Genomic DNA, 24,026 nt, shown 5'->3' on the forward strand with positions numbered 1-24,026 from the left:
GGTCAAAGTGACTTTTATGAGGATGAGTTACGCAAACTGACGAATCATTTTACGTACATTGGTTTTTGCTTCAATCACAGTCATAAATGTATAAGCACCAATAAACTTACGGCTAATAAACATAAATTCTTTTGGTGGCACCGAGAAATAACGTGAAGCCATGGATTGTGCTGCTTGTTGCATAACGCGGCTATGAAGCTGACTTTTTTTCCAATCATAACGATCTTGATCATCCATAATGCCTGCTGGCATATTTGGATTGTTACTTGGACAGCTAAATGCTTCAGTTGCAACCAAAAACACATCTGCCATACCCGGTTTAATGCTTTCAGGCATCGCATCAAAAAACTCATAACCTGTCATGGCTTTTACCATTGCAGCTTTATCATGCTCATAACCGGCTTGAATCAAGTTACGTGCCACAGAGAGTAAATTGTCATCAAATTTGCGAATTGCACCAAAATCAAGTAAAACGATTTTATCCCTTACATCATCGCCATTGCCTAGACGAACCAAATAATTACCAAAGTTTGGATCGGTCTGCATTTCACCCCATTCAAACAGTTCACGTACAGCAATTTCTAAAGAAGCTTCGCCCAATTGGTTTCTACGTTCTTGAGGTAGAGAGAGCATAACAGGGCTGTTAATCGGCACACCACGCTCGAAGGTCATACAGAGCACTTTTTCAGCACAGAACTCATTTACAATTTGAGGAACGATATAGCGAGGATCTTCTTTTAAACGTGCGGCAAAGCGGCGAGTTGTGGCTGCTTCGATGCCGTAATCCACTTCACGATGCATCATTTCACGAACTTCATCAAACCATTGATCAAATTCACGTGTTTGCGGCACCATGCGAGTGAGTTTCAACATGTTTTTGAACAGATTCATATCTGAGTCAATCGCTTCAGCAACACCTGGATATTGAATCTTTAAAACCAATTCTAAACCATCGGATTTACGTGTAGCGCGATGTACTTGTGCCAGTGAAGCTGTTCCGATCGGCTCATGATCAATGGTCAAGTCGTCTAATCTCGAACCTAATTGTGCTTGCAAATGTACTTTGATCGCAGGCCAAGCTAACGCTACAGTTTGATTGTTGAGCGTATTTAATGCTTGTGTGATTTCTTCAGGTAAAAAATGTTCGCCATATAAAGCCATCATTTGTCCAATCTTGACGATCGACCCTTTGAGCTTACCGATTTCTGCGACGAGGTAATTGGCTTGATCACTCATGGCTTTTTTACGTTTTTTTTCTTTTTCTTCCTCATTGGAAAACATAGAAGTCGCGTTAGCTGTTGCCCAACGTGTGCCAGCGAGTAAAGAAGCTTTTGCGATCGATAAGCGACGATCCACAGACGAGGTTTTCAGGTTCTTAAGCTTATCGTTCTGATCGGACATGAAAGAAAAATCCTATGCTGAAATCGAAGGGAGTGAAGCCGAGAGCTAAATTGTAGTGGATATTACAGCTTTTAAACGTATTAAAATAGTTCAATCGTTTGAATTATCAGTCTAAATTCGTGAAACAGATCAATGGTTCAAAATAGCCTAAGTAATTTGCTAACCTTTTGAATCACATTGATATACAAATGTCCTAAATTTTAAACTGAATCTTCAATGTTGATTTCTGCATCAGAGCTTCACGATTTGAATGAATATGCTTAATCAACATTTGTTTTACAAAGTTGTGATGGAAACCAAGCGCATGCGCTTTAACGATAATGATGCTAGGCAAGGTGAAAAAGAAGTACTTAGTGTCTTCTAACGTTGCATTCTGAAAAATACCTTCTTCAATTAAAGTATCTTTTAGAAATTGCTTTTCAGCTTGTACAGCAGTGGATGATTCATCTTCCCAGTAATTATGGCGCATTGCCATTAAATTGTTATGTTTGTAGCTCATGAGTTGCTGTACCGAATCATTTACATTTAAGAAATATATGAGGATGACATGCAATTTATCAAGAATAGTTTTATGTCTAAAATAGCCTAAGTAAATTTAATCTTGTTTATTAGAATGCTACACTATTAACACTTTTAAAAATCAAATGAAGAACATAGATCTACTATGACACCAGCATGTAAGTTATTGGAAAAAAATAAAATAGCATTTTCAGTTCACGAGTATGAGCATGATGCTAATGCCAAAAGTTTTGGTTTAGAAGCAGCCGAAAAGTTAAATTTGAATGTGGAAGAAGTGTTTAAAACACTCATGGTAACAGATGGGAAAAATTATTTTGTGGCGGTATTGCCTGTAAATCATCAATTGAACCTCAAAAAAGTTGCTGCCGCAGTGGGCTGTAAAAAGCTACAAATGGCAAATCCAAAAGATGCTGAACGTTTAACTGGTTATTTGGTTGGAGGAATTAGCCCATTAGGGCAGAAGAAACGATTAAAAACAGTGATTGATGCAACGGCGAAAGCTTTTAACAAGATATATGTAAGTGGTGGGAAGAGAGGATTGGACATAGGGCTTGCTCCGCACGACTTAGCACAAATACTTAGCGCTGCTTTTTTTGATGTTTTGGATGTTTAATATGTGAAAAGTATATTAATTCGGCATATTTTCAAATTTTTTTATATCTATAAAAACAATTGATGTTTGAGGATTGATCATATTATCTAATAATAACGATTGTTCTTCTTTGTATCTTTTTAAAGCATTTTTCTCTTAAAAACATTTTAAATCAACAGATTAAGAATAATTCTTTATTTTAATTATTAAATTGAAATTATAAATGATAATTATTATCATTAATATAATCTTAACCATAAAACTTTATGCTAAGGTTTGTTTAGAGCTCAAAACATTTCGAAAAAAAATTTACTCTCTTCATAAGAGGATACCGACAGATGCAATCACTTGCTAATCGGTTGGCGATACAACATTTCGTCAACGCATATACGCAAGAAACTGGCAAAGGTCACTTGCTAAATCAAAATCAGCAAAATTCGCAACAACTAGCGTTTAGCCAAGGTTTGACGCTGTTATCGTTACCGATACATTCGATACATGCACAATGTTATTTCCCTTTATCTTATGTCAGTCGAGTCGGACGACATCGTTTAGCCGATCTTCCACAGATTATTATTCATGGACAAATTAAAACCTTAAGCCCAGTCTCGATCGTGGGGCTTTTACTTGAAGAGCTGGTTTTTGAATCGTCTATTCTCTTAGATGCCTCGTCTTTAGTCGAGAAATGGATTCAAAGTCGTGATGCGCTACAACAGTTTTTACAAAATCGTGAACATGAATTTGATGATTTAATAAAAGCAGGGCAAAGCTTTATTGAAACAGAGCAAGCTTTGATTTTGGGGCATAGTATGCATCCTGCGCCAAAAAGTAGAACGGGCTTTGTTCACGAGGATTGGCTGAAGTTTTCTCCTGAAAATAAAGGCCTGACGCAGATGTATTATTGGTTAGTTCATCAGGACTATATTGCGGAAGGTAGTGCAACAGATGAGCGTATTTCTAGTCAATTAAAAAAAGCGTTACAGTGGTATTTGTCTGAAGCGGATCTAAGTCTCCTAAGAACACACACGGAATATAAATTACTCCCTTTACATCCGTGGCAAGCACGTTATTTACAAAGCAAACCGTGGTTTGAACGTTTAAAGCAAACAGGGCAATTGCTTGATATTGGTTTGCGCGGCTGGCAATTTTCTCCTACGACATCGATTCGAACTTTAGCAAGTTTCAATGCACCGTGGATGCTTAAACCTTCACTTTCAGTGATGATCACCAATTCTATTCGTGTGAATTTAGCCAAAGAATGTCATCGTGGCGAACTTACACATCGTTTATGGCACAGCGAATTTGGTCAAAATATTCTAAAGCAGTGCCCAAGCTTGAAAGCAGTCAATGACCCAGCTTGGATTGCGTTGAAAATTGATGAAGAAGTGGTAAATGAAAGTATTTGTATCTTCAGAGACCAGCCATTTCATCCACAACAGCAAGTCACCTGTATTGCATCTTTATGTCAGGATCATCCGAGTAAACCGTTAAACCGATTTAATGCACTGTTTGCAAAAATAGCCAAAGCAAATCATGAAACAAATTATTCAGACATTGCCTTGGATTGGTTCAATCGTTTCCTTGAGGTTAGTTTGCAACCCTTGATGTATGTCTATCATCGTCATGGTATGGCATTTGAATCGCATCAACAAAATGTGTTACTTGAATTAGAGAACCATTTCCCAAAAACTTTGTGGTTACGTGACAATCAAGGTTTCTATTATATCGAAGAGTTTGCCACTGAAATTTTAGCAGCACTCCCTGAACTCAAAGAAAAAGCCTTTGCGGTAGGTCCTAAAGATTTTGTGGACGAACGCTTTAGTTATTATTTCTTTGGTAATACCTTATTTGGCATTATCAATGCGATTGGAGCAACAGGCTATATCAGTGAAGATATCCTGCTCGAGTATTTAAAAGTGTTCTTACAAGAGCAGTTGCTGAAATATCCAGAGAGCACTTTATTACAAGGTTTATTGTTCAATGACACCTTGCCATATAAGGGGAATTTACTGACGCGGTTGCATGAGCTAGATGAGTTAATTTCACCCGTCGAAAATCAATCTGTTTATGTACAACTGCCAAATCCGCTGTGTATCTCACAGAAGGATGTCAGTTATGCTTGATTTTATTGGAATAGGTTTAGGGCCATTTAATTTAAGTCTTGCTAGCTTGCTACAAAATAAAAGCGCATTAAATTATGTGTTTTTCGAGCAAAAGGCTCAGTTTGATTGGCATGCAGGAATGCAGTTACCCAATACGATATTGCAAGTGCCGTTTATGGCGGATTTGGTGTCAATGGTTGATCCAACCAACCCCTTTAGTTTCTTAAATTATCTACGTCATCAGCAACGTTTATATAAATTCTATTTTTTAGAGCAACCACATATCCCACGTTGTGAGTATAACCATTATTGCCGATGGGTTGCTGAGCAACTCGATTGTATCGAATATCAATCGCGGGTTTTAAAGATTGAGCCTCAAACAATTGGTTTTAAAGTGGTTGTGGAATCACAAGGTGTTCAGCAAAGTTATTTATGTCGTCATTTAGTAATCGGTAGCGGTAATGTGCCTTATTTACCTGAATGTTTGGCTAAAGTTCAGCAACAGCAACCTAAACAATGTCTGCATTCAGCTCAGTATATGACACACGCTGATGCGGATTTACACGGCGATATCGTGGTACTTGGTTCTGGACAGTCTGCGGCTGAGGTGTTTATTGATCTGTTTGATGAACAACAGGATAAATCACGTCATCAATTTGATTTGCATTGGTTTACGCGTTCTCAAGGTTTCTTCCCGATGGAATATGCACCATTAGGTTTAGAACACTTTAGTCCAGACTATGCACAGCATTTTTACGAATTGCCAGTAGAGCAAAAAGATCAGCAATTGCAGCAGCAGGCTTTGTTGTACAAGGGCATCAGCGCAAAAACGATTCGGGAAATTTATCAAAAGCTTTATCACCGCTCCATTGCAGGGCAGCGTTTACAAACGCATTTGCATAGCCAATGTGAGTTGAAAGACGCAGAAGTGTTGGATACGCAAAAAATTCGTTTGTATTTCCAACACCGTGCCACAGCACAGGCTTTCCATCTCGATTGTGATTTCTTGGTCGCAGCAACAGGCTATTTCACACCAGACTTTGAGTTTATGCAATTGCTGAAGCCATATATTGAATTTGACCATAAACAGCGCTGGAAAATCACTGAGGACTATCGTGTTGTTCATCATTTGAATGGCAATATTTTTGTTCAAAATCAGGAAATGCATAGTCATGGTGTTGGGACACCTGATTTAGGGCTTGGTGCATACCGCGCAGCAACAATTATCAATCAATTGCTTGGCGAGCAACTCTATGATCTTGGTCAGCAAGAGAAAACTTTCCAACATTTTAATCTCTCCCAAAACCCTAAAATTTGTTTAGCAGATGAAAACGTACGTTCAGATGATTGCCTCGGTGAAAAAGTGAGTAGCAAAAACCATTTGATTTTAAAGAAAACAGAACAGGGCGTGTTGATAGCACATTCAAGCAGCCGTTGTTCCAATAAACGTACTCAAACTACTTCTGCGCATCCAACGTATGAGAAACTGATATGAACTTTGCAACGTTAAAAATTAATCAGCAGCAATGGCGTGCCGCAGGACAGCGTCTTATTGAAATGGCAATTGCAGAGTTTCTCTATGAAGAAATTATTGAAGTGAACGCTTCAACTGCTGGACATTACCAGTTAGATCTAGGCGATCGTCACTATGAGTTTCAAGGTCATCCATATTTGCTTGGGCATTGGAAGATTTTGGAAGGTTCTGTACGTGATCTAAGTCATGATCAGGATCAACCTGCTTGGAATCTGCATGAATTTATTGTTGCTATGGCTGACAGCTCCAATGTAAAGCCATTTACCAAAGCGTATTTGATTAAAGAAATGAACAATACTTGGTTGGCTGAAGCGCATTTATTCGATGTAAATCGCTTGGCAAGCCATGCGGTTTTGACGGAACCACATTATAAAGTTGAAGGCATGTTACGTGGTCATCCTTGGTTGATTATGAGTAAAGGACGTATGGGTTTTGGTTATGATGATTATCTTTCATCAGCGCCAGAACTTTCACCTGAAATGAAAGTGCTCTGGTTAGCAGTCCATCGTGATTTAGCTGAATATCGCAGTACTCAAGAATGGAACGCATGTGATTTGTACCAACACGAATTTGATACAAATGAACTGCAACAGTTCCAAAGTATTCTACAAACGAAAAACCTAAACCCACAAGATTACTTTTTGATTCCAGTCCATGCTTGGCAATGGCATCAATGGCTTGTTCCAACTTATGCCAATGAAATCGTGGATCAGAAAATTATTGAGCTGAGCATCAGTCAAGATAGCTATGTGCCGATGCAGTCAATTCGCACGCTTTGCAATACATCAAACCTACAACGTCATTACATTAAGATGCCTGTCAGTATTTTTAATACGGCTGTTTATCGAGGATTGCCTTCAAAGCGTAATCTTGCTGCTCCAGCAGTGACGGCATGGTTAAAACAAATCCATCAACAGGATCAAGATCTACAGAAAACAGGTGTCATTTTTTTAGGTGAAGTTGCGACTTTAACCATACATCAGCCCTGTTTTGATCGAATAGAAGGTGCGCCTTATCAATTTAAAGAGTTATTTGGTTGCTTATGGCGCGAAAGTGTAGATCGCTATGTTGATCCATCTCAACAAGTGCTTTCTCAAGCTGCTTTATTACATCGAGATATTTCAGGGCAGTCCATTCTCAGTGTGTTGATTCAAGCTTCAGGTCTCAATCCGTTGCAATGGTTAGCGCAATTTGCACAAGTTTGTCTTAGCCCGTTGTTGCTTTGTTTGTACCGCTACGGTTTGGCATTCTCACCCCATGGGGAAAACACCATGCTGGTACATGAAAATGGTGTACCAAAAGCATTGATCTTAAAAGACTTTATTGATGATATTAATTTGGTCGATGAGGATTTCCCAGAGTTGGCTCAATTGCCATCTGAAGCTGATTTGTTATTACGTCATGAAGCCTCTGATTTGAGTCACTTTATTTTCACTGGTCTATTCATGGTGCATTACCGTTATATCTGTAATGTGTTCTTGCAAGATTATCCTGAATATTCAGAGCTGGATTTTTGGCAAACGATTTCTAATACGATTGTTGAATTTCACCATCAACATCCAGAACTGGCAGAGCGTGCTGAAAAGTTTGCCATGTTACGCCCAACCTACACCAAAATTTGTCTAAACCGTGTGCGTTTATTTACCACAAGTTATAACGATGAAGCAGAACGTCCTGTGCCTGTTTTCCTTGATCCAATCGCGAATCCTGTTAGTCCGAGCACCTTAGCTGACTGGTCAGTCCAGAATGTTAATACTAAGGCAGGCTAAGCATTTGTAAACAATTTTTGAATTTGAAGGTTTTGATATGAAAACAATCTCTAGACAACTTCCTGATTTTTTTGAATACTATGAGAATGGGACGCAATACTATTTAAGACAAGTCCAATATCCACAAGATATTCCTTTATTACACAAATGGATGCATGAACCACATGTGATCCCCCAATGGCAATTAAATAAGTCTGAATTAGAACTACAAGTTTATTTTGACAAGATGCTAGCGGATGATCATCACCGTTTACTCATTGTGGGTATTGATGGAAAAGATGTGGGTTATACCGAAATCTATGAAGGTAAACGGGATCGTTTAGGTCGTTATTATGAAGGTGATGATGATGATTTAGGTTGGCATTTGTTATTTGGCGATAAGTCTGTTTTTGGCAAAGGCTTTTTGCGTCCAACGATTCGTTTACTGAGTTTCTATATTTTTGAATATTCAAATGCTAAAAAAATCGTAGGAGAACCAGATCATACGGTTAAACCTTATGCAGCGGTAGTAGAAGAGCTTTGCTATGAAAGTCAACGTCTGATTCCGATGCCAGAGAAAACTGCCATGTTGTATTACTGCTATAGAGAAACGTTTTATCACAAGTTTGGGGAATATTACCAAGCTTCTCAACAACAGCTCGCTGAACAGCCAGCCAAATCCTTGAGTGTTACATGAGCTTATTGATCAATGAAAAGTCAATCAATGAGATGCACATCTTAGACATGCGCTTTGCGGCGCAAGTCTCAGTGGCAGAATTTGAACAATGGCTAGCACATATTCAGCACTATTTTGAACAAAAAAGAAATTTTGTGTTGATTATGCAGACCGATGTGAATACAGCATTTCCTGAAGAATATCGCGCGATACAGGGCAAGTGGTACAAACAATATAAACAAGATTTTTACCAGTATTGTTTGGGTTTTGCTCGTATTGCGCAGGACGAAGAGGATCGTATCCGATTAGATACACCTGCTTTGCATAAAGCATGGCACGTTCCATATTTTGTGAGTGTCGATAAAACTGATGCCATGCAATGGGCGATGCAGAGGTATTTATGAATCAGCAAAATACGCTCAATATTCAAAAAGTATCTGCATTAAGTTTATCTGTTGTTGTCGTGCTTTATTTAGCACATGCCTTACCATTGTACTTTTACAACGTTGCATTACCTGCGATTTTGCGTCATCAAGGTGTAGATTTACGCTGGATTGGGATGTTGTCGCTGCTCTATATTCCATGGGCATTTAAGTTCTTTTGGGCACCATTAATCGATCGTTTTTATTTTAAAGCACTTGGCAAACGTAAAACTTGGCTTCTATTTACGCAGATCGCATTGGTCTTGGGTGTGGTCGCTTTAGCACTCACGCAGTTCGATTATGGACTTGGTGTATTTGTCATCGTAGGGCTTTGGATTTCAACTTTTGCTGCAACCCAAGACATTGCGATTGATGGCTATACCGTCGAAACTTTTTCAGAATCTGAGTACCGCTTAGGGAGTATGGCGCAAAGCATTGGCGTTGCACTTGGCAGTATGGTGGGTGGTGCTGCGACCTTATGGCTTTATCAGCTTTACGGTTGGCAGACGGCACTGATGTCTCTTGCTGCAATGACTGCATTGACTATGCTTGCCATTTCTCAAATCAAAGAAAAATCAAGCACCGAGAAAATTGCAAAGCAACCACCGAGTCTGATCCGAGCTTTTAAACGCCCTGAAATGTTATGGGCTTTAGCATTGATCGTTTGCTATCGCATCGTTGAAGCACCAGCAATGGCAATGCTGAACCCAATGCTGATTGATCAAAAATGGTCACTGTCTGAAATTGGTGTCCTCATGTCAGTGATTGGAGCTGGTGTAGGGTTGTTAGCAGCCGTATCTGCTGCATTTCTTTTGAAAAAAATAGCAGCAACACAATTACTGATTTGGGCAGGTTGGGCACGAACTTTGATTTATGCCTTATTGGGAGTTGCTGTTTTACTCAGTTGGTTTGATCAATGGCAGAGATTACTTGGCGTATTTGTTGTTGTCATTCTTGCGATTCGTTATATCGCGATGACGGCGTTATATGCACATTTCATGCAGACCAGTTCCAAAGAGCAAGCTGGAACGGATTTTACCATTTTAGTTTGTTTTGAATTATTGGTTTATTTCATTGGTGGTGCGATGTCAGGTTTCTTAGCCAAAGCGTTTGGCTACGGAAACTTTTATTTAATTCTTGCCGCTACATCCATTTTGAGCGTTTTACTCAGTCAGGTTTTGATTTCCAAAGCAAAACAATCGAAACAACTTACCTAGGGGTTATTTATGAAAGTTCATACGCTTTCGACAACATTAACACTTTTGAGCTTGGCGGTGAGCGCTCAGCTTTATGCGCAAACAACTGAGATCGATACAACGATCCAAGCAAATGTTGCAACATCTACAGAAGTTCAAAAGCCAACACAGCTTGCACCGATTGTTGTGACCGCATCACGTTCAGCACAAAGTATTGCTGAGATTGCAGGGACTGTTCAATCAATCGAACAAAAACAAATTGGGCAACAAGCTGCTGCTGGACGAAAGTTGGCAGATATTCTAGCGCAGTTGGTTCCGTCACTCAGTCCTAGTAGTGGTACGACCACCAACTACGGTCAAACCATGCGTGGCCGTCAGGTGCTTGTCCTCATTGATGGTGTTGCACAAACGGGTTCTCGTGATGCTGCTCGTCAACTGAATAGTATCAGCCCAGATTCAATTGAAAAAATTGAGGTAGTTTCAGGTGCAAGTAGTATTTATGGTTCAGGTGCGACAGGCGGTATTATTAATATCATCACTAAAAAAGGCACTGATGGCGTAAACTTTGAAACAAAACTTGGGGTTACATCTGGCGATAATTTTAAAAAAGATGCACTTGCCTATGAAGCGTATCAATCAGTTGGATTTAATCAAGGGGATTGGAATGGCTTCTTAGGGGCGGGCTATACCAAACGTGGCGAAATCCAAGACAGTCATGGCAACCGCATTGGACCAGAGATTGCACAAACGGATCGCCAAGATACTGAAACGGTTGATGTAAATGGACGTCTAAGCTGGCAATTTGCCGATACTCAAAAAATAAGTTTGGGGGCGCAGTATTATGAAGACAAACAAGATTCGGAATATGGTCCTGATTATGGTCCAGGTTTTGCGGTTTTAAAAGGCAATCCACCGAGCTTAAAAGCAATCAAAGGCTTTGAAATCGATGATCAACCATTTACTAAACGTTATGCTGTCAATGCGCAATATCAAAATACAGATGTATTTGGTCAAGAGTTAAATATTGAAACGTATTATCGTAATGAAAAGGCTCGCTTTTTCCCAACAGTTCTAGCTAACTTTATTCCTGCTGGATATTATTTGGCTTACCAGTCGGAATCTGATATTGATGTCGCGGGTATTCGTGCTGCAATGACATCAAAATTGAATGTTGCTGATCGTGATCTAAAACTGACTTATGGTATTGATTATGATCATGAGAAAGATAAGCAAACGGCTGATTTGTATAGTTTTACTCATAATGGTCTGAAATATCAAAATACAGGGCGGAGTTATGATTTTGGCCCAGATGCAACCATTAAAAACTTAGGTGCATTTGTTCAAGGAAATTATGATTTAACGGATGCATTTAATGTTCAAGCGGGTTTACGTTACCAACGTATTGAAAGTGATACCAGTGCATTTCAACCCACCGTTGCAGCAATTCAAGGCGATATTACTGGACAGCCTGTAGGCACAGTCGCTGCGGGTTCTGTTAAGCACGACAAAACATTATTTAATTTAGGTGCTGTTTATAAGTTAAATGATCAGCAACAAGTGTTTGCAAACTTCTCACAAGGTTTTAGCTTACCTGATATTCAACGTGTATTACGTGATGTGTCAGCAGGTTATGTGGTTCGCTCTGGCAATGTTGACCCAATTACGGTCAATAGCTACGAACTGGGTTGGAGATTGCAAAATGACCATGGTGGAAATCTAGGATTAACAACGTTCTACAATACTTCTGATAAAGTCATCCAGTTTAAAGCTGATCGTTCTGTAACTGTTGCAGATACCGACCAACGTATTTATGGTCTTGAAGCGAATGCAAGCATGCCAGTATTGGATCAGTTTAGTGTCGGTGGGACATTATCTTATACTCGAGGTCAATTTAAAGATGCGAGCGGTTCTTGGCGAGAGCTGAATGCGTTTCAAATTTCCCCAATCAAAGGAACATTATTTGGTGAGTGGAATGATGACAAGGGCAATGGTCTAAGAGTTCAGATGCTAGCCGTGAAAGGTACTGATAAAGCATATGAAGATTCCCTCGTTGCCAAATATGATGAAAATGTTCGCCCGAATGCGGCAACTAAAATCAAGGGGTATGCAGTTATGGATGTGATTGCCAACGCAAAAGCTGGTCCTGGAACTGTAGGTTTTGGTGTTTATAATGTTTGGAATACAGACTATAAAACGGTATATAGCCAAGCGGCTGAAGCCGTTTATGGTCCAATCTCTAGCCTACCAGCTCAAGGTCGTACCTATGGTTTGAGCTATACACTCAAATATTAATCCAATCAAAAAGGCATCCTCACCCGATGCCTTTTCTTTTAATGAATACACATTATGCAGCAAAATTTTAAATTATTGGCTTGGGCAACTTTAGCCAACGGCACTTGTTTCTCAATGATTTTGCCTTTACTCGCACCATTAATTCGGGAGCTTGGCTTAACGGAGTTACAAGGTGGCATGATTGTTTCAGCAGGTGCGATTTGTATGGCAATTGCATCCATTCTGATCGCCAAAGGGAAACAAATACAGACGCCTTATCAATTAATGAATTATGGTTTCTGGGGCATGACCATTACTTGGGCTATATTTACAGCAATTCTTTATTTGGGAATACAACAGACATTACCTGTTTTGGTTATTTTTGCATTGTTAGTGATTAGTCGAGCCAGTACGGGTGGTTTTATGGCGATGCCACAAATTGGTCTACAAAGTTATGTGATGCAACATGTCATAGATGAGCAACAACGCAGTCAAAAAATGGCGATGTATGGCGCGATGAATAGTTTAGGTATGATCGTTGGCCCATTTCTGACCTCAGTGTTATTGTTCGGTGGAATTCTATTGCCGATGTGGGTTGCTGTCATTTTATTGGTGGTTTTTAGTTTAATTATTACGCTCTATTTTCAGAAAGACTCGGTGATGTCTGCTGTAACTGCTGAAAAACAACAAGATATAACACAAGCAGATTCTTTCTCACTGAAGCCAGCGCTGCCTTGGTTGATACTTGGGTTTAGTACATTCGTCGCGATCGTCACTTTGAATATGACTGCTGGATTCTATATTCAAGATCATTTTCAATTAACAACACAACAAAGTGCGATTTATTTTTCTCAATGTATGCTCATCGTTGGCTTTAGCTTGGTGGTTACGCAGGTCCTGATTGTAAAAGTAATGCGTTTGAAATTGATGGCATTGGTATTGTTGGGTACATTTAGCATGATGATTGGACTAATCCTATCGTTATATGCGGTGCATATTTGGATATTTCAAGCAAGCTATGTGTTCTATGGGGTTGGCGTGGCAAGCCTTTTACCTGCATTTACAACTGGGGCAGCCCAATCTGTTGCTCAATCAGCACAAGTCAAAATGGCAAGTTATTGTACAGCCACTCAAGCGATCGGCCTGATCGTAGCGCCGTTGTTGAGCACTTTTTTGTATCAATGGGGCATTCAATTACCATTTTATTCGCTCTTAATACTGATGATCGTTGTGGTGATTTATTTACTGGTTATATCATTTTCAAATCAGAAGACCTTACTCAGCAATAAAGTTAATCCCTAAATATTTTCAAAATGATCGCAATGGCTTCGATGTTTTTATTTGAGTCAGATAAATGCTAATGCTAATAATTCTTATTAAGTCTATAATGGCGCACTTTTTAAGCTTGTTTAGCGATTTAAAAGACTTTTTGGAGAAGTAAAGCATGAATAATGACATCGGGGCTGGGCAACAGAATCAAACAAATACAAAGCAGTTTTTATTTAAGATAACACCGTGTTGTCTCGCTGTTTTAGCCATGTTTGCCCAACAGGCATATGCAGAAACAGTATCTTCGAGTGCATCCGTAACAGCAGACGTTGATCAAAAGCCTACGACTCAGTTAGAAAAAATTGTGATCACAGCAACACGTACACCAAAAAATATTGCAGATATTGCGGGTACAGTTCAAACCATCGAAAAAAATCAAATTGAACAGCAAAGCGGTGCGGGTCGTAAACTGGCAGATGTGTTAGCTCAATTAGTGCCATCACTTGCTCCAAGTACTGGCACGACCACAAACTATGGGCAAACCATGCGTGGTCGTGATGTGATGATTTTAATTGATGGTGTATCACAAAATGGTTCACGTGATGTGGCTCGTCAGCTCAACAGCATTAGTCCGAGTATGATTGAACGTATTGAAGTGCTTTCAGGGGCAACCAGTATTTATGGTTCTGGTGCAACAGGCGGTATTATCAATATCATTACTAAACGTGCAGATGCATCTCAACCATTAAGCTTTGAAACGAAATTAGGGATTACATCATCAGATACGTTTCGTGGTGATGGTTTAGCTTATGAAGCGGGGCAATCAGTTGCATTTAGCAAAGATAATCTCAACGGCTTTTTAGGCGCGAATTTTACCAGCCGTGGTTCACAGTTCGATAGTCATGATAATCGTATTGCGATTGCACCAATGCAAACCAGCCGACAAGATACCGACACCATCGATGTAAATGGACGTATCAGCATTGACCTCACCGATACCCAATCCTTGAGTTTTGGTGCTCAGTATTATAAAGATAAGCAAGATAGTGCATATGGCCCTGATTATGGTAAAGACTATGTTTATGGTCGCGCACCTAACTCATATATAGGTAAAAAAGGCTTACAATTACCGACGCAGCCGTTTACTGAACGTTATGCCTTTAATACACAGTATCAAAATCAAAATGTATTGGGGCAAGTACTCAATCTTGAAGCTTATTATCGTAAAGAGGATGCACGTTTCTATCCAGTCTATACGGGCGCTGCAATGACCGAAGCAACTCAAAGCCAGTCTAACATTGATGTTGCAGGTTTTCGTTCCACCATGCAAAGTGATTTTAGCGTTGCAAATCGTGATCTGAAACTGACCTATGGTATCGATTATGATCATGAAAAAGATGATCAATATTATGATCACTTAGCTGTATCAAATACAGGACTTCACTTTAAACCAACGGGGAAGACTTCTGATGCTGGGCCTGATACAACCATTCAAAGTGTAGGGGGATTTTTACAAGCGGATTATGAACTTTCAGACCGACTAAATGTACAAGCTGGCACACGTTATCAATATATTAAAGCAAAAACCGAAGCGTATACTGCCAGAGGTGTTGATCAGCCAAGCGGTTCTGTAAGTGATGATACGGTTCTGTTTAATTTAGGAACAGTCTATAAGCTAACGGATGATCAACAAGTTTTTGCAAACTTTTCACAAGGTTTTAGTTTTCCTGATGTGCAACGCATGATGCGTGATGCATTTAACTTGACCACAACAGCAGATTTACAACCGATTCGTGTAAATAGCTATGAATTGGGTTGGCGTTTGAATGATGAACAAGGGCTAAATCTTGGAGTAACAGGTTTCTATAATACGTCGGATAAAGTGACCAAGTTTGAAAATAGAGTGGCAAGTATTGTTGATACCGATCAGCGTATTTATGGCGCTGAACTCACCGCAAGTTATCCATTTATGCAGGACTTTAAAGTTGGCGGTAGCTTGGGTTATACGCGTGGTCAATTTAAGGATAAAGTCGACAATAAATGGAAAGAATTAAATGCGATAAAAGTATCTCCAACAAAAGGTACAGTGTTTGCGGAATGGAATAACGATGAAGGTTTTGGTACTCGGGTACAGATGCTTGCGCTAAAAGGAACGAGTAAAGCATTTGAAGACGCTTCTCCAAGTGCAGCAGAAATCAAAGGTTACGCAACCATGGATGTTTTAACGCATTTTCCTGCATGGAAAGGCCGCGTAGATTTTGGTGTCTATAATGTTTGGAATAGAGACTATCGTACTGTCTACAGTCAGCAAGCTGAAAAGATATATGGGCTTGTCGAGAGCCTTCCAGCAGAAGGGCGTACTTATGGTTTGAGTTATACCTTTAACTATTAATTTAAGCTGATCGAAGGAATATCTGTATTTATTACAGGTATTTCTTTTTTTTTAGTAGCAGATATTTTTAGCTTTAAGGTCAGACGAATGAATCCATAATTTGCTCAATAAACGATCATATTTTTTCTAATAGAGCAAGTATTTTGCTTGGTTCTAACAAAATAAGATGAGAAAAGCACATTGTTGACTAATATTTAATCAATTTCATTTCATTTATTTACAGTCTGAATTATTGGCATCTTTATTGGTTACTCTAGATAGCGTAATAAATATTTTAGGAGTCAAAATGCTGATTTTTCATGATTATCCTGTTCATGGGGCAATTTTTGATATGGATGGAACAATGTTTGATACTGAGCGGTTACGGTTTCAAACATTGAAACAGGCATCTCAAGAACTCATCGGACAGGAATTTTCAGATGATTATCTCATGAACTGTTTAGGTTTGAGTGCAACAACGGCTGAGCAACTTGCTCAAAAATTTTATGGTGAGGATGTTCCTTATCAAGCAATTCGAAAGCGTGCGGATGAATTAGAATTAGAGTCTGTCCGACATCTCGGTGTACCGATTAAAAAGGGATTGGTTCAAGTTCTAGAGCGTTTAAGAAAGTCTGGTTTAAGGATGGCTGTTGCGACTTCAAGCCGTCGGGCAATCGCCGAAGAGTATTTAATTAATGCCAACGTGTATAAGTTTTTTGATGTATTGGTTTGTGGTGATGAAGTCGAAAAAGGCAAGCCACATCCCGAAATTTTCTTGAAAGCTGCGGAACAGTTAAATTTAGATACATCGACATGTTTAATGTTTGAAGATTCAGAAAATGGGATTCGCTCTGCATTTGATGCTAGTGGTATCACTATTCTGCTTAAAGATATCAAAGAACCAAACGATGATATGCTTTCAAAGGCAAATTTCTATTATCAGGATATGTATGCGTGTCTAAATGCTTTGGATCAATATATTCCTGAAATGGGAATGCCGATTTTACAAGAAGCTTTTCCGCAAAGCCTCAATCAGTTAACAGTTGGTATTCATGGGTTTGGGGCAATAGGTGGCGGATATATTGCTCAAGTTCTGTCACATTGGGATGGTTTTACCCGACCTAAACGGATTTTGGCTTCGACCAGAAATCGTTTGTATCTCGAGTCTGTGAATACATTTGCTGGGTATAGCATTCGATATGGTCAATCCTCTTATGATGAGCGAATTGAAAATTTAACGGCCATTGATGCCAACAATGAACAGCAAATGCTTGAAATGTATATGCAGTCGAGTCTGATTGCATTGTGTATCCCTGAAAATGCGATTGAATCTGAAGCGCGAGTGATTGCAAAAGGCTTACTTGCACGGTTTATGTCGCAAGATATACAGCAAAATAATGAACCCATTACATTTTTAATCATTCTCAATAAAGTCTGTGCAAAGTATTTGGTACTCAAATATATTCGTGATGCTTTACTTGAAATAACTGATGAAGATATCGCTGAACACATTCTAAGTGAACACTATTTTTGCGATACCGTCGTGAATCGAATGGTTTCAAAACTGACCGAGCAAACCCTATACCGCCAACTCAACATTAAGCATCGTTTATATATACAAAGCCAAGCTAACTTGAATGCAGATGCTATTGAGCTTTCAGATGAAACTACGTTGAGTGAAAAACACGAGCAACAAATGACACGATGCTTGGAGGAGCTACGAGAGCAATTTCAAGCAGGTCAATGCACACAAAATATGGATCTCATTTTATTCAACAGTGAAGCAGATATGCCGATTTATGTTGAAAATCGAAGTCCACTCTTAAGTAAAATGCGCCAAATGGTTTTAGTCGATCAGATTGCCGATATTCAAGTGATTAAAAATCGGTTGTGGAATGGTTGTCATGCCATGTTGGCGTGGTATGCAAGTCTAAATGACATGGAAACCATCGGTATCGCGATGTCTGATCAACGAATGCAGCGTTTTGTTGAGCAACTGGTTGATGAGGTTAAATTGGGTCTAGGCAATGTCGTTCCAAATCAAGCCAAAGAACTTGATCGTATGGCAGAGAGCTTTTTGGACTCATGTCGATCGGCCTACAAAGATCCTTGTGAGCGCGTGGCTAGAGATCCTTTAAGGAAGCTAAGTCTTAATGAACGCGTTTTGGGTAGTATCGAGCAACATATTCATCAGCACATTCCTTATCAAAATTTATTGAAAGGAGCGATTTATGGTTATGTATATGCTTTAAAAGTTCTGGATATAGATGAAATGGTGATCGTACAGCATCTACAAAAAAATATTGCGCAGTTGGATATTTCTGAAAGTCAGCGTAAAGTCTTGCTAGATGTACTCTATCGGGGGATACAGTCACAATTGAAAGAAGATGGTATGCAACTTGATGTTCAAAATCTCTTGGTCACTCGGCTAGAAAGCGTTTAAATGAAAGTACCAAAAGTGCTTTAAAGAATGAAGCAATTTATGTTTGAATAACACAACTTCAAAATGATCTACAAGTTGTGTTATTGCAAGCATTTACAAAACTGATGGCAACAGGTATTCATGATTATCCAGAATGGCATCATGGTCGGGTCAAATATGGTTTGTGGTATATCGAAATCAATCAGCCTGAACTGATTGAATATCTAGAACAATTACAACAAACATTTTCAGATCTGCTGATTCCTTCGAATCAACGCCAATACCACATCACCTTATTTGTTGCAGGTTTCTTAACAGCAAGTTCACCGAAGTTTGATGATGATTTTGAAGTTTATAAACTGAATCAGCAGATTGAACAGCTTGAAAAATTACAGCTCGATACTTTTGAGCTCGAAGTAATGCATATTGATAGTTTTAGCAGTGCTTTATTTCTGCACATTCATGATAAAAATAATGTCTTAAATAAAATCCGTCAGCAACTTTCGCAAACTTCAATTGAAATTGCCGCGCCAGTATATTGTCCACACATCACATTAGGACTTTATCGTGCGGCGTGGAAAAGTGAGTTTGTTCTGCAACGTATTCAAAAACTGCCACTACGAAAATTTAAAATTCAGGTCAATCAACTCACTTTCGGCTATTATAAAGCTCAGATTTTACAAGGATTACTTTATCCTTATCACCAAATTAGACTGGATTAAATATGTTGCAACTGATTTTAGGTGGCGCACGTTCAGGTAAAAGTCGTTTAGCTGAGCAAGTCGCTAGAGAAAGCGGCTTATCTGTGGTGTATGTGGCAACAGCTCAAGCACTTGATGACGAAATGCAACAGCGAATAGAGCACCATCAGCAACAACGCCCAACGGAGTGGAAGCTTTGTGAAGAACCGATCTTTCTCGCTGAGAAGTTATTGCAATTGGATCAAGAAAATCAGTTGATTTTGGTTGATTGTCTGACTTTATGGTTGACGAATTTATTGCTGCACGATGATACTGAATTGCAGCAACAACAAACCGCAAAACTTTTTGATGTATTACCAAAGTTAAAATCAACAATCATTCTCGTCAGTAATGAAACGGGGCTTGGTGTCGTACCAATGGGTGAAATTAGTCGTCGTTTTGTCGATGGAGCAGGGCGTTTACATCAGGTTTTAGGGCAGTTAGCACATAAAGTTGTGTTTTGTGTGGCGGGCTTTCCAATGATTTTAAAAGATGAGAAATAGAATGACAGAATCTGTTCAATGGTGGTTGGAACCTGTTAAACAGCCCGATATGAATGCAAAATTGCAAGCTGAACAACGTCAATTGCAGTTAACCAAGCCCACAGGTGCGCTTGGCGATCTTGAACAGATTGCGATTACCTTAGCTGGATTGCAAGCAACAGTATACCCGCAAATTAAAACACCTTGGATTAGTGTTTTTGCAGGGGATCATGGTGTGGTTGCAGAAAATATTTCTGCCTATCCTCAAGCGGTGACACGCCAAATGCTACAAAATTTTGCCTCAGGTGGTGCTGCTATTAGCGTGATTGCCAAACATCATCATGCTCAGTTGCAGGTGATTGATTGCGGAACTGTTGGTGAAGTTTACGATTATGTCGGTGTCGAGCGTCATTGTATTCGTGCTGGCACAGCAAACTTTGCACACCAAGCGGCGATGACTGCATCAGAATGCTTAGCTGCGCTCAGCTTAGGTAAAAAGAGTGTTGATTTAGCCAAATCAAAAGCCGCAGATATTTTTATTGCGGGGGAAATGGGCATTGGCAACACTTGTTCAGCCTCTGCGTTGGCATGTTTGTTATTAAATGAAAGTGCCCAACAATTGACGGGGGTAGGTACAGGTATCACCAATCAACAATTGCGACATAAGATCGACGTCATTGATCAAGCCGTAAAATTACACAAGGCGGATGTCGCTGATGATGTCCAAAAAATCTTGGCTACAGTGGGTGGACTTGAAATTGCTGCGATGACAGGCGCTTATTTACGTTGCGCACAGCTTGGTTTACCAATCGTGGTGGATGGCTTTATCAGTTCTGTAGCTGCTTTATGTGCGGTTCGTATTCAACCTAAAGTACGAGCGTGGATGTTATTCGGACATCAATCCGCTGAGTATGGCCATCAAAGAATATTAAAAGAACTCAATGCTGAGCCCATTCTCAAAATGAATCTACGATTAGGCGAAGGCAGTGGTGCAGGTGCAGCATTGTCGGTGATACAACTGGCTTGTGCGCTTCATAATCAAATGGCAACTTTTGCAGAAGCTGCTGTGATAGGTGATAAAGTTGCGGATTGATCTATTGCGTCATGGTGAAACAACGCAAAGCCATACTTTACGTGGACACCTAGACGATGAATTGACAGAGAAAGGTTGGTTGCAAATGCAAACAACCGTTCAACGCCATCTTGACGCTCAGCAGCATTGGGATGTTATCATTAGTTCCCCTCTACAACGTTGTCGTCTTTTTGCTGAAAATTTGGCAAATCAATTACAACGCTCGCTATTGATTAATGAAAATATCAAAGAAATGTATTTTGGCGATTGGGAAGGTATTTCAACTCAAACGATTTATGAAACTACTCCTGAGTTACTGGCAAATTTTTGGCAATTCCCAACTCAATATCAAGCACCAAATGGCGAGTCTCTAGCGCGATTCCAACAACGAATTTTGGTTGGTTTTAAACAAATTCGTCAGCAAATGCAGCAAAACCGTTGGGAAACAGCACTGATTGTTACGCACGGCGGAGTAATAAAGTTACTAACCTGTTTAGCAAGACAACATGATTTAAATGAATTGTTAAAAATGCCTGCTGAACTGGGAAAACTGTATCGATTAGAGTTGCTTGAAGCTGAAAGTGAGATTGGTTTTATGGAAAAGTCACTTATTCCTTAGCTTCGAAATACGATTGTATTTAAATTTTTTACTGAATGGTGTAATAGAACTGTCATTGCTCCTGTCTATGATACATGGCACTTCTTTATCTATAAGCAAAAAATTCATGAATATATTATTTAAAAGCAGTGTGTTATGCGCAAGTATCTTGTTGGTCGCTTGCAACAATGATGATCATCAGCAACCACAAACAAAGCCTGAAAATAGTACACCATCAAAATATTATCAAACTAAAACACCTTATCAGCCCTTACAAGATCTAAAAAAATATGAGCCAATTCCACAAGGCTTCGAATCTGTTTTTACTGAATTAGTTGCACGTCATGGTTCTCGAGGCTTATCAAGTATCAAATATGATTTAGCACTTTATAATCTATGGAAACAGGCAAAGGCTGAAAATGCGCTGACCCCGTTAGGTGAAAAACTCGGTGCAGATCTAGAAAGCATGATGAAAGCAAATATTCTGTTAGGCTATGGTGTCGAGGGTATTCGCCAGTTTGGTTACGGCAATGAAAGTTTGACGGGGATTTTAGAGCATAGAGGAATTGCAGATCGATTATTGCAGCGCCTACCAAATTTATTTAAAGCAGTAGAAAGCCAAGCGTCATCTATTTTAGTGCAAAGTTCGGGTGTAGACCGTGCCGTGGATAGCGCTAAGTTTTTTACTGATGAACTTATTCAACAAAACCAAAAGCTTAAAGATAAAATTACACCAATTTCATATACTAGCCTAGCCAGTGAAAGTGTGCCAACAGTTGAAGATGGTGGCGTAGATCGCTTCAAGCTTTATTTCCATAAGTTAACGTCAGATCAAGATTTGGCTCAATCGTTATCTGAGCAAGAAAAAGCCGTTTATGATGCGAGTCAGGCTTACCAGAAATTTGCCGAAGAAGATCAGGATTTAGCTCAAAAGCTGAAAGAACTGACAGGTGATACGCGTGCTGAAACGGTTGCAATGCAAGTGCTTAAACCAATTTTCAAAGCTGAGTTTATTCAAAAGCTAGGGACGAGTGAGGCTTATACATTTAGCAATAATGGTTCATATAGCGTAGTCGCACCGAATGGTGAAACCATTACTGAAAAAGGCAAGGGTAAAAATAGCATTACTAGTGCTGTGGATGCAGCCGCTTATTTATATGAGCTTTATTCAATCATGGGAGGTATGCAGAGTGAACTCAAAGGTGTCGATTTTGATAAATATATGCCTGAAGATGCAGCAAAGTTCTATGCAGAATTTAATGATGCCAATGATTTCTATGAAAAAGGTCCAAGCTTTAGCGAGTCGAATCAAGTCACCAGTGCAATTGCTCAGGGATTGAAACAAGATCTATTTAAGCAGGTCGATGCAGTCGTAGATAAACAACAATCACATCGTGCAGTTTTACGCTTTGCGCATGCTGAAATCATTATTCCGCTTGCGACGACTTTTGAGTTGCATAACATGATGCAAACTTTACCATTACGCCAAACCTATAACTATACAAATAGTGCATGGAGAGGTGAGTTGGTATCGCCTATGGCAGCCAATTTACAGTGGGATATTTATCAAAATGCTCAAGGCAGCACTTTGGTAAAAATGCTTTATAATGAAAAAGAAACCTTATTTAAACCCGCTTGTGATTATGCAAGATACCGTACAAATAGCTTTTATTATGACTATTTTAAGCTTAAACAATGCTATCAAATTCAATAATCTAACTTCATAATTTCTTAGGATGGGAATAGGCTTGCTATTCCCATTTTTATTTCTTCATAATGGGTGAATAAAAGATATAGCTTGGCTGAGATTTCTAGCATGACACCTTTTTGGATTGCCTTGCAATTTTTAACTGTTTTACCGATTCAATTAAAAAATATACCAACCGCACAACAAAATGCACAAGCCATTTTGTTTTATCCTTTCATTGGACTATTGATTGGTTTAGTTTTATTTGCATGTTCAATATTGCTATTCAAACTGCCAACCTTATTGCTGGCAAGTATTATCCTCGTATTGTGGATTTGGCTGACTGGCGGATTACATCTCGATGGATTAGCAGATACCGCAGATGCATGGGTCGGTGGTTTCGGTGATCCTGAACGTACACTTAAAATTATGAAAGACCCAGCATGTGGGCCTATCGGTGTTTTAAGTTTGATCATGCTTTGCTTGCTTAAATTTGTCGCTATTTATGTGTTATTAGAACAACAATTATCTACGATTTTGATTATTGTCCCTGCAATTGGGCGAAGTGCGGCTTTATTTCTTTTCCTAACTACAAGCTATGTCCGAAAACAAGGTTTAGGGCGTTCTATTGCTGATCTGATCCCAAAAACGGCGGCATGGATGGTATTTGTCATTACATTGTCATTTCTTTGTATGTTTGGGTGGTCTGGCATTCTCTGCCTAGCAATATTTTTACTGCTGTTGTTTTATCTACGTGCGAAGTTTATTGAAAGGATTGGTGGGATTACGGGTGATACGATTGGTGCTTCGATTGAGTTATCAGAGATGGGTGTCTTGATCAGTTTTCTGATTACATTTTTCTATCTGTCTTAGACTCATGAAATTGAATCTCGAGAGATATTGATCCTCTCATTGTTCGTGAGA

At 39.3% G+C, this 24,026-nt stretch carries 19 protein-coding genes; 17 read left to right on the top strand and 2 right to left on the bottom strand.

Features of this window, described 5'->3' with window-relative positions:
* Positions 1-27 precede the first annotated feature (27 nt).
* Both MMO38_RS02305 and MMO38_RS02310 read right to left on the bottom strand, forming a co-directional pair.
* Positions 28-1,401, bottom strand: coding sequence for an AarF/ABC1/UbiB kinase family protein (locus MMO38_RS02305; protein ID WP_241322384.1), 1,374 nt, complete (start codon positions 1,399-1,401; stop codon positions 28-30).
* Between the two features lie 193 nt (positions 1,402-1,594).
* Positions 1,595-1,900 carry a hypothetical protein gene (locus tag MMO38_RS02310; RefSeq protein WP_004670991.1) on the bottom strand — a complete coding sequence of 102 codons (306 nt, stop codon included), beginning with the start codon at positions 1,898-1,900 and terminating at the stop codon, positions 1,595-1,597.
* Between the two features lie 165 nt (positions 1,901-2,065).
* Between MMO38_RS02310 and ybaK the strand changes: the two genes are divergently transcribed.
* The 17 genes from ybaK to MMO38_RS02395 all read left to right on the top strand — a co-directional run bounded on the left by ybaK (position 2,066) and on the right by MMO38_RS02395 (position 23,975).
* Positions 2,066-2,533 carry a Cys-tRNA(Pro) deacylase gene (gene ybaK, locus MMO38_RS02315; RefSeq protein WP_241322386.1) on the top strand — a complete coding sequence of 156 codons (468 nt, stop codon included), beginning with the start codon at positions 2,066-2,068 and terminating at the stop codon, positions 2,531-2,533.
* A 317-nt stretch (positions 2,534-2,850) separates the two neighbouring features.
* Positions 2,851-4,635, top strand: coding sequence for an IucA/IucC family protein (locus MMO38_RS02320; RefSeq protein ID WP_241322388.1), 1,785 nt, complete (start codon positions 2,851-2,853; stop codon positions 4,633-4,635).
* Positions 4,628-6,109 (top strand): SidA/IucD/PvdA family monooxygenase, encoded by a 1,482-nt coding sequence (locus MMO38_RS02325; protein ID WP_241322390.1) that lies wholly within the window; start codon positions 4,628-4,630, stop codon positions 6,107-6,109. Before MMO38_RS02320 ends, MMO38_RS02325 begins: the two co-directional genes overlap by 8 nt.
* The gene (locus MMO38_RS02330; RefSeq protein WP_241322391.1) at positions 6,106-7,917 is read left to right on the top strand and encodes an IucA/IucC family protein; all 1,812 of its coding nucleotides are present in this window, start codon (positions 6,106-6,108) and stop codon (positions 7,915-7,917) included. Before MMO38_RS02325 ends, MMO38_RS02330 begins: the two co-directional genes overlap by 4 nt.
* Positions 7,918-7,954: 37 nt before the next feature.
* Positions 7,955-8,593 carry a GNAT family N-acetyltransferase gene (locus tag MMO38_RS02335; protein WP_004671001.1) on the top strand — a complete coding sequence of 213 codons (639 nt, stop codon included), beginning with the start codon at positions 7,955-7,957 and terminating at the stop codon, positions 8,591-8,593.
* Positions 8,590-8,976, top strand: coding sequence for a hypothetical protein (locus MMO38_RS02340; protein ID WP_004671003.1), 387 nt, complete (start codon positions 8,590-8,592; stop codon positions 8,974-8,976). The genes MMO38_RS02335 and MMO38_RS02340 overlap by 4 nt, the downstream gene beginning before the upstream one ends.
* Positions 8,973-10,211: a putative ferric acinetoferrin MFS transporter permease subunit ActC gene (gene actC, locus MMO38_RS02345; RefSeq protein WP_241322393.1), complete on the top strand. Its 1,239-nt coding sequence runs from the start codon at positions 8,973-8,975 to the stop codon at positions 10,209-10,211. The genes MMO38_RS02340 and actC overlap by 4 nt, the downstream gene beginning before the upstream one ends.
* A gap of 9 nt (positions 10,212-10,220) precedes the next feature.
* Positions 10,221-12,482, top strand: coding sequence for a putative TonB-dependent ferric acinetoferrin receptor ActA (actA, locus tag MMO38_RS02350; RefSeq protein WP_241322394.1), 2,262 nt, complete (start codon positions 10,221-10,223; stop codon positions 12,480-12,482).
* 54 nt (positions 12,483-12,536) lie between these two features.
* Positions 12,537-13,763 (top strand): MFS transporter, encoded by a 1,227-nt coding sequence (locus MMO38_RS02355; RefSeq protein ID WP_241322395.1) that lies wholly within the window; start codon positions 12,537-12,539, stop codon positions 13,761-13,763.
* Between the two features lie 142 nt (positions 13,764-13,905).
* Positions 13,906-16,122 carry a TonB-dependent receptor gene (locus tag MMO38_RS02360; protein ID WP_241322396.1) on the top strand — a complete coding sequence of 739 codons (2,217 nt, stop codon included), beginning with the start codon at positions 13,906-13,908 and terminating at the stop codon, positions 16,120-16,122.
* Positions 16,123-16,408: 286 nt separating this feature from the next.
* Positions 16,409-18,544: an HAD family hydrolase gene (locus MMO38_RS02365; RefSeq protein WP_241322397.1), complete on the top strand. Its 2,136-nt coding sequence runs from the start codon at positions 16,409-16,411 to the stop codon at positions 18,542-18,544.
* A gap of 104 nt (positions 18,545-18,648) precedes the next feature.
* Positions 18,649-19,245, top strand: a complete 597-nt coding sequence (locus tag MMO38_RS02370; protein WP_241322524.1) for a 2'-5' RNA ligase family protein — start codon at positions 18,649-18,651, stop codon at positions 19,243-19,245.
* Positions 19,246-19,247: 2 nt separating this feature from the next.
* The gene (gene cobU, locus MMO38_RS02375) at positions 19,248-19,766 is read left to right on the top strand and encodes a bifunctional adenosylcobinamide kinase/adenosylcobinamide-phosphate guanylyltransferase (protein ID WP_241322398.1); all 519 of its coding nucleotides are present in this window, start codon (positions 19,248-19,250) and stop codon (positions 19,764-19,766) included.
* Position 19,767: 1 nt separating this feature from the next.
* Complete coding sequence (cobT, locus tag MMO38_RS02380; protein ID WP_241322399.1) at positions 19,768-20,838, top strand: nicotinate-nucleotide--dimethylbenzimidazole phosphoribosyltransferase; 1,071 nt, start codon at positions 19,768-19,770, stop codon at positions 20,836-20,838.
* The gene (locus MMO38_RS02385; RefSeq protein ID WP_241322400.1) at positions 20,828-21,436 is read left to right on the top strand and encodes a histidine phosphatase family protein; all 609 of its coding nucleotides are present in this window, start codon (positions 20,828-20,830) and stop codon (positions 21,434-21,436) included. Before cobT ends, MMO38_RS02385 begins: the two co-directional genes overlap by 11 nt.
* A 106-nt stretch (positions 21,437-21,542) precedes the next feature.
* Positions 21,543-23,129: a histidine-type phosphatase gene (locus MMO38_RS02390; RefSeq protein WP_241322401.1), complete on the top strand. Its 1,587-nt coding sequence runs from the start codon at positions 21,543-21,545 to the stop codon at positions 23,127-23,129.
* A gap of 102 nt (positions 23,130-23,231) precedes the next feature.
* Complete coding sequence (locus tag MMO38_RS02395) at positions 23,232-23,975, top strand: adenosylcobinamide-GDP ribazoletransferase (RefSeq protein WP_241322402.1); 744 nt, start codon at positions 23,232-23,234, stop codon at positions 23,973-23,975.
* Positions 23,976-24,026 lie beyond the last annotated feature (51 nt).

Source organism: Acinetobacter sp. NIPH 1852, from assembly GCF_022549455.1.
Classification (GTDB): Bacteria; Pseudomonadota; Gammaproteobacteria; order Pseudomonadales; family Moraxellaceae; genus Acinetobacter.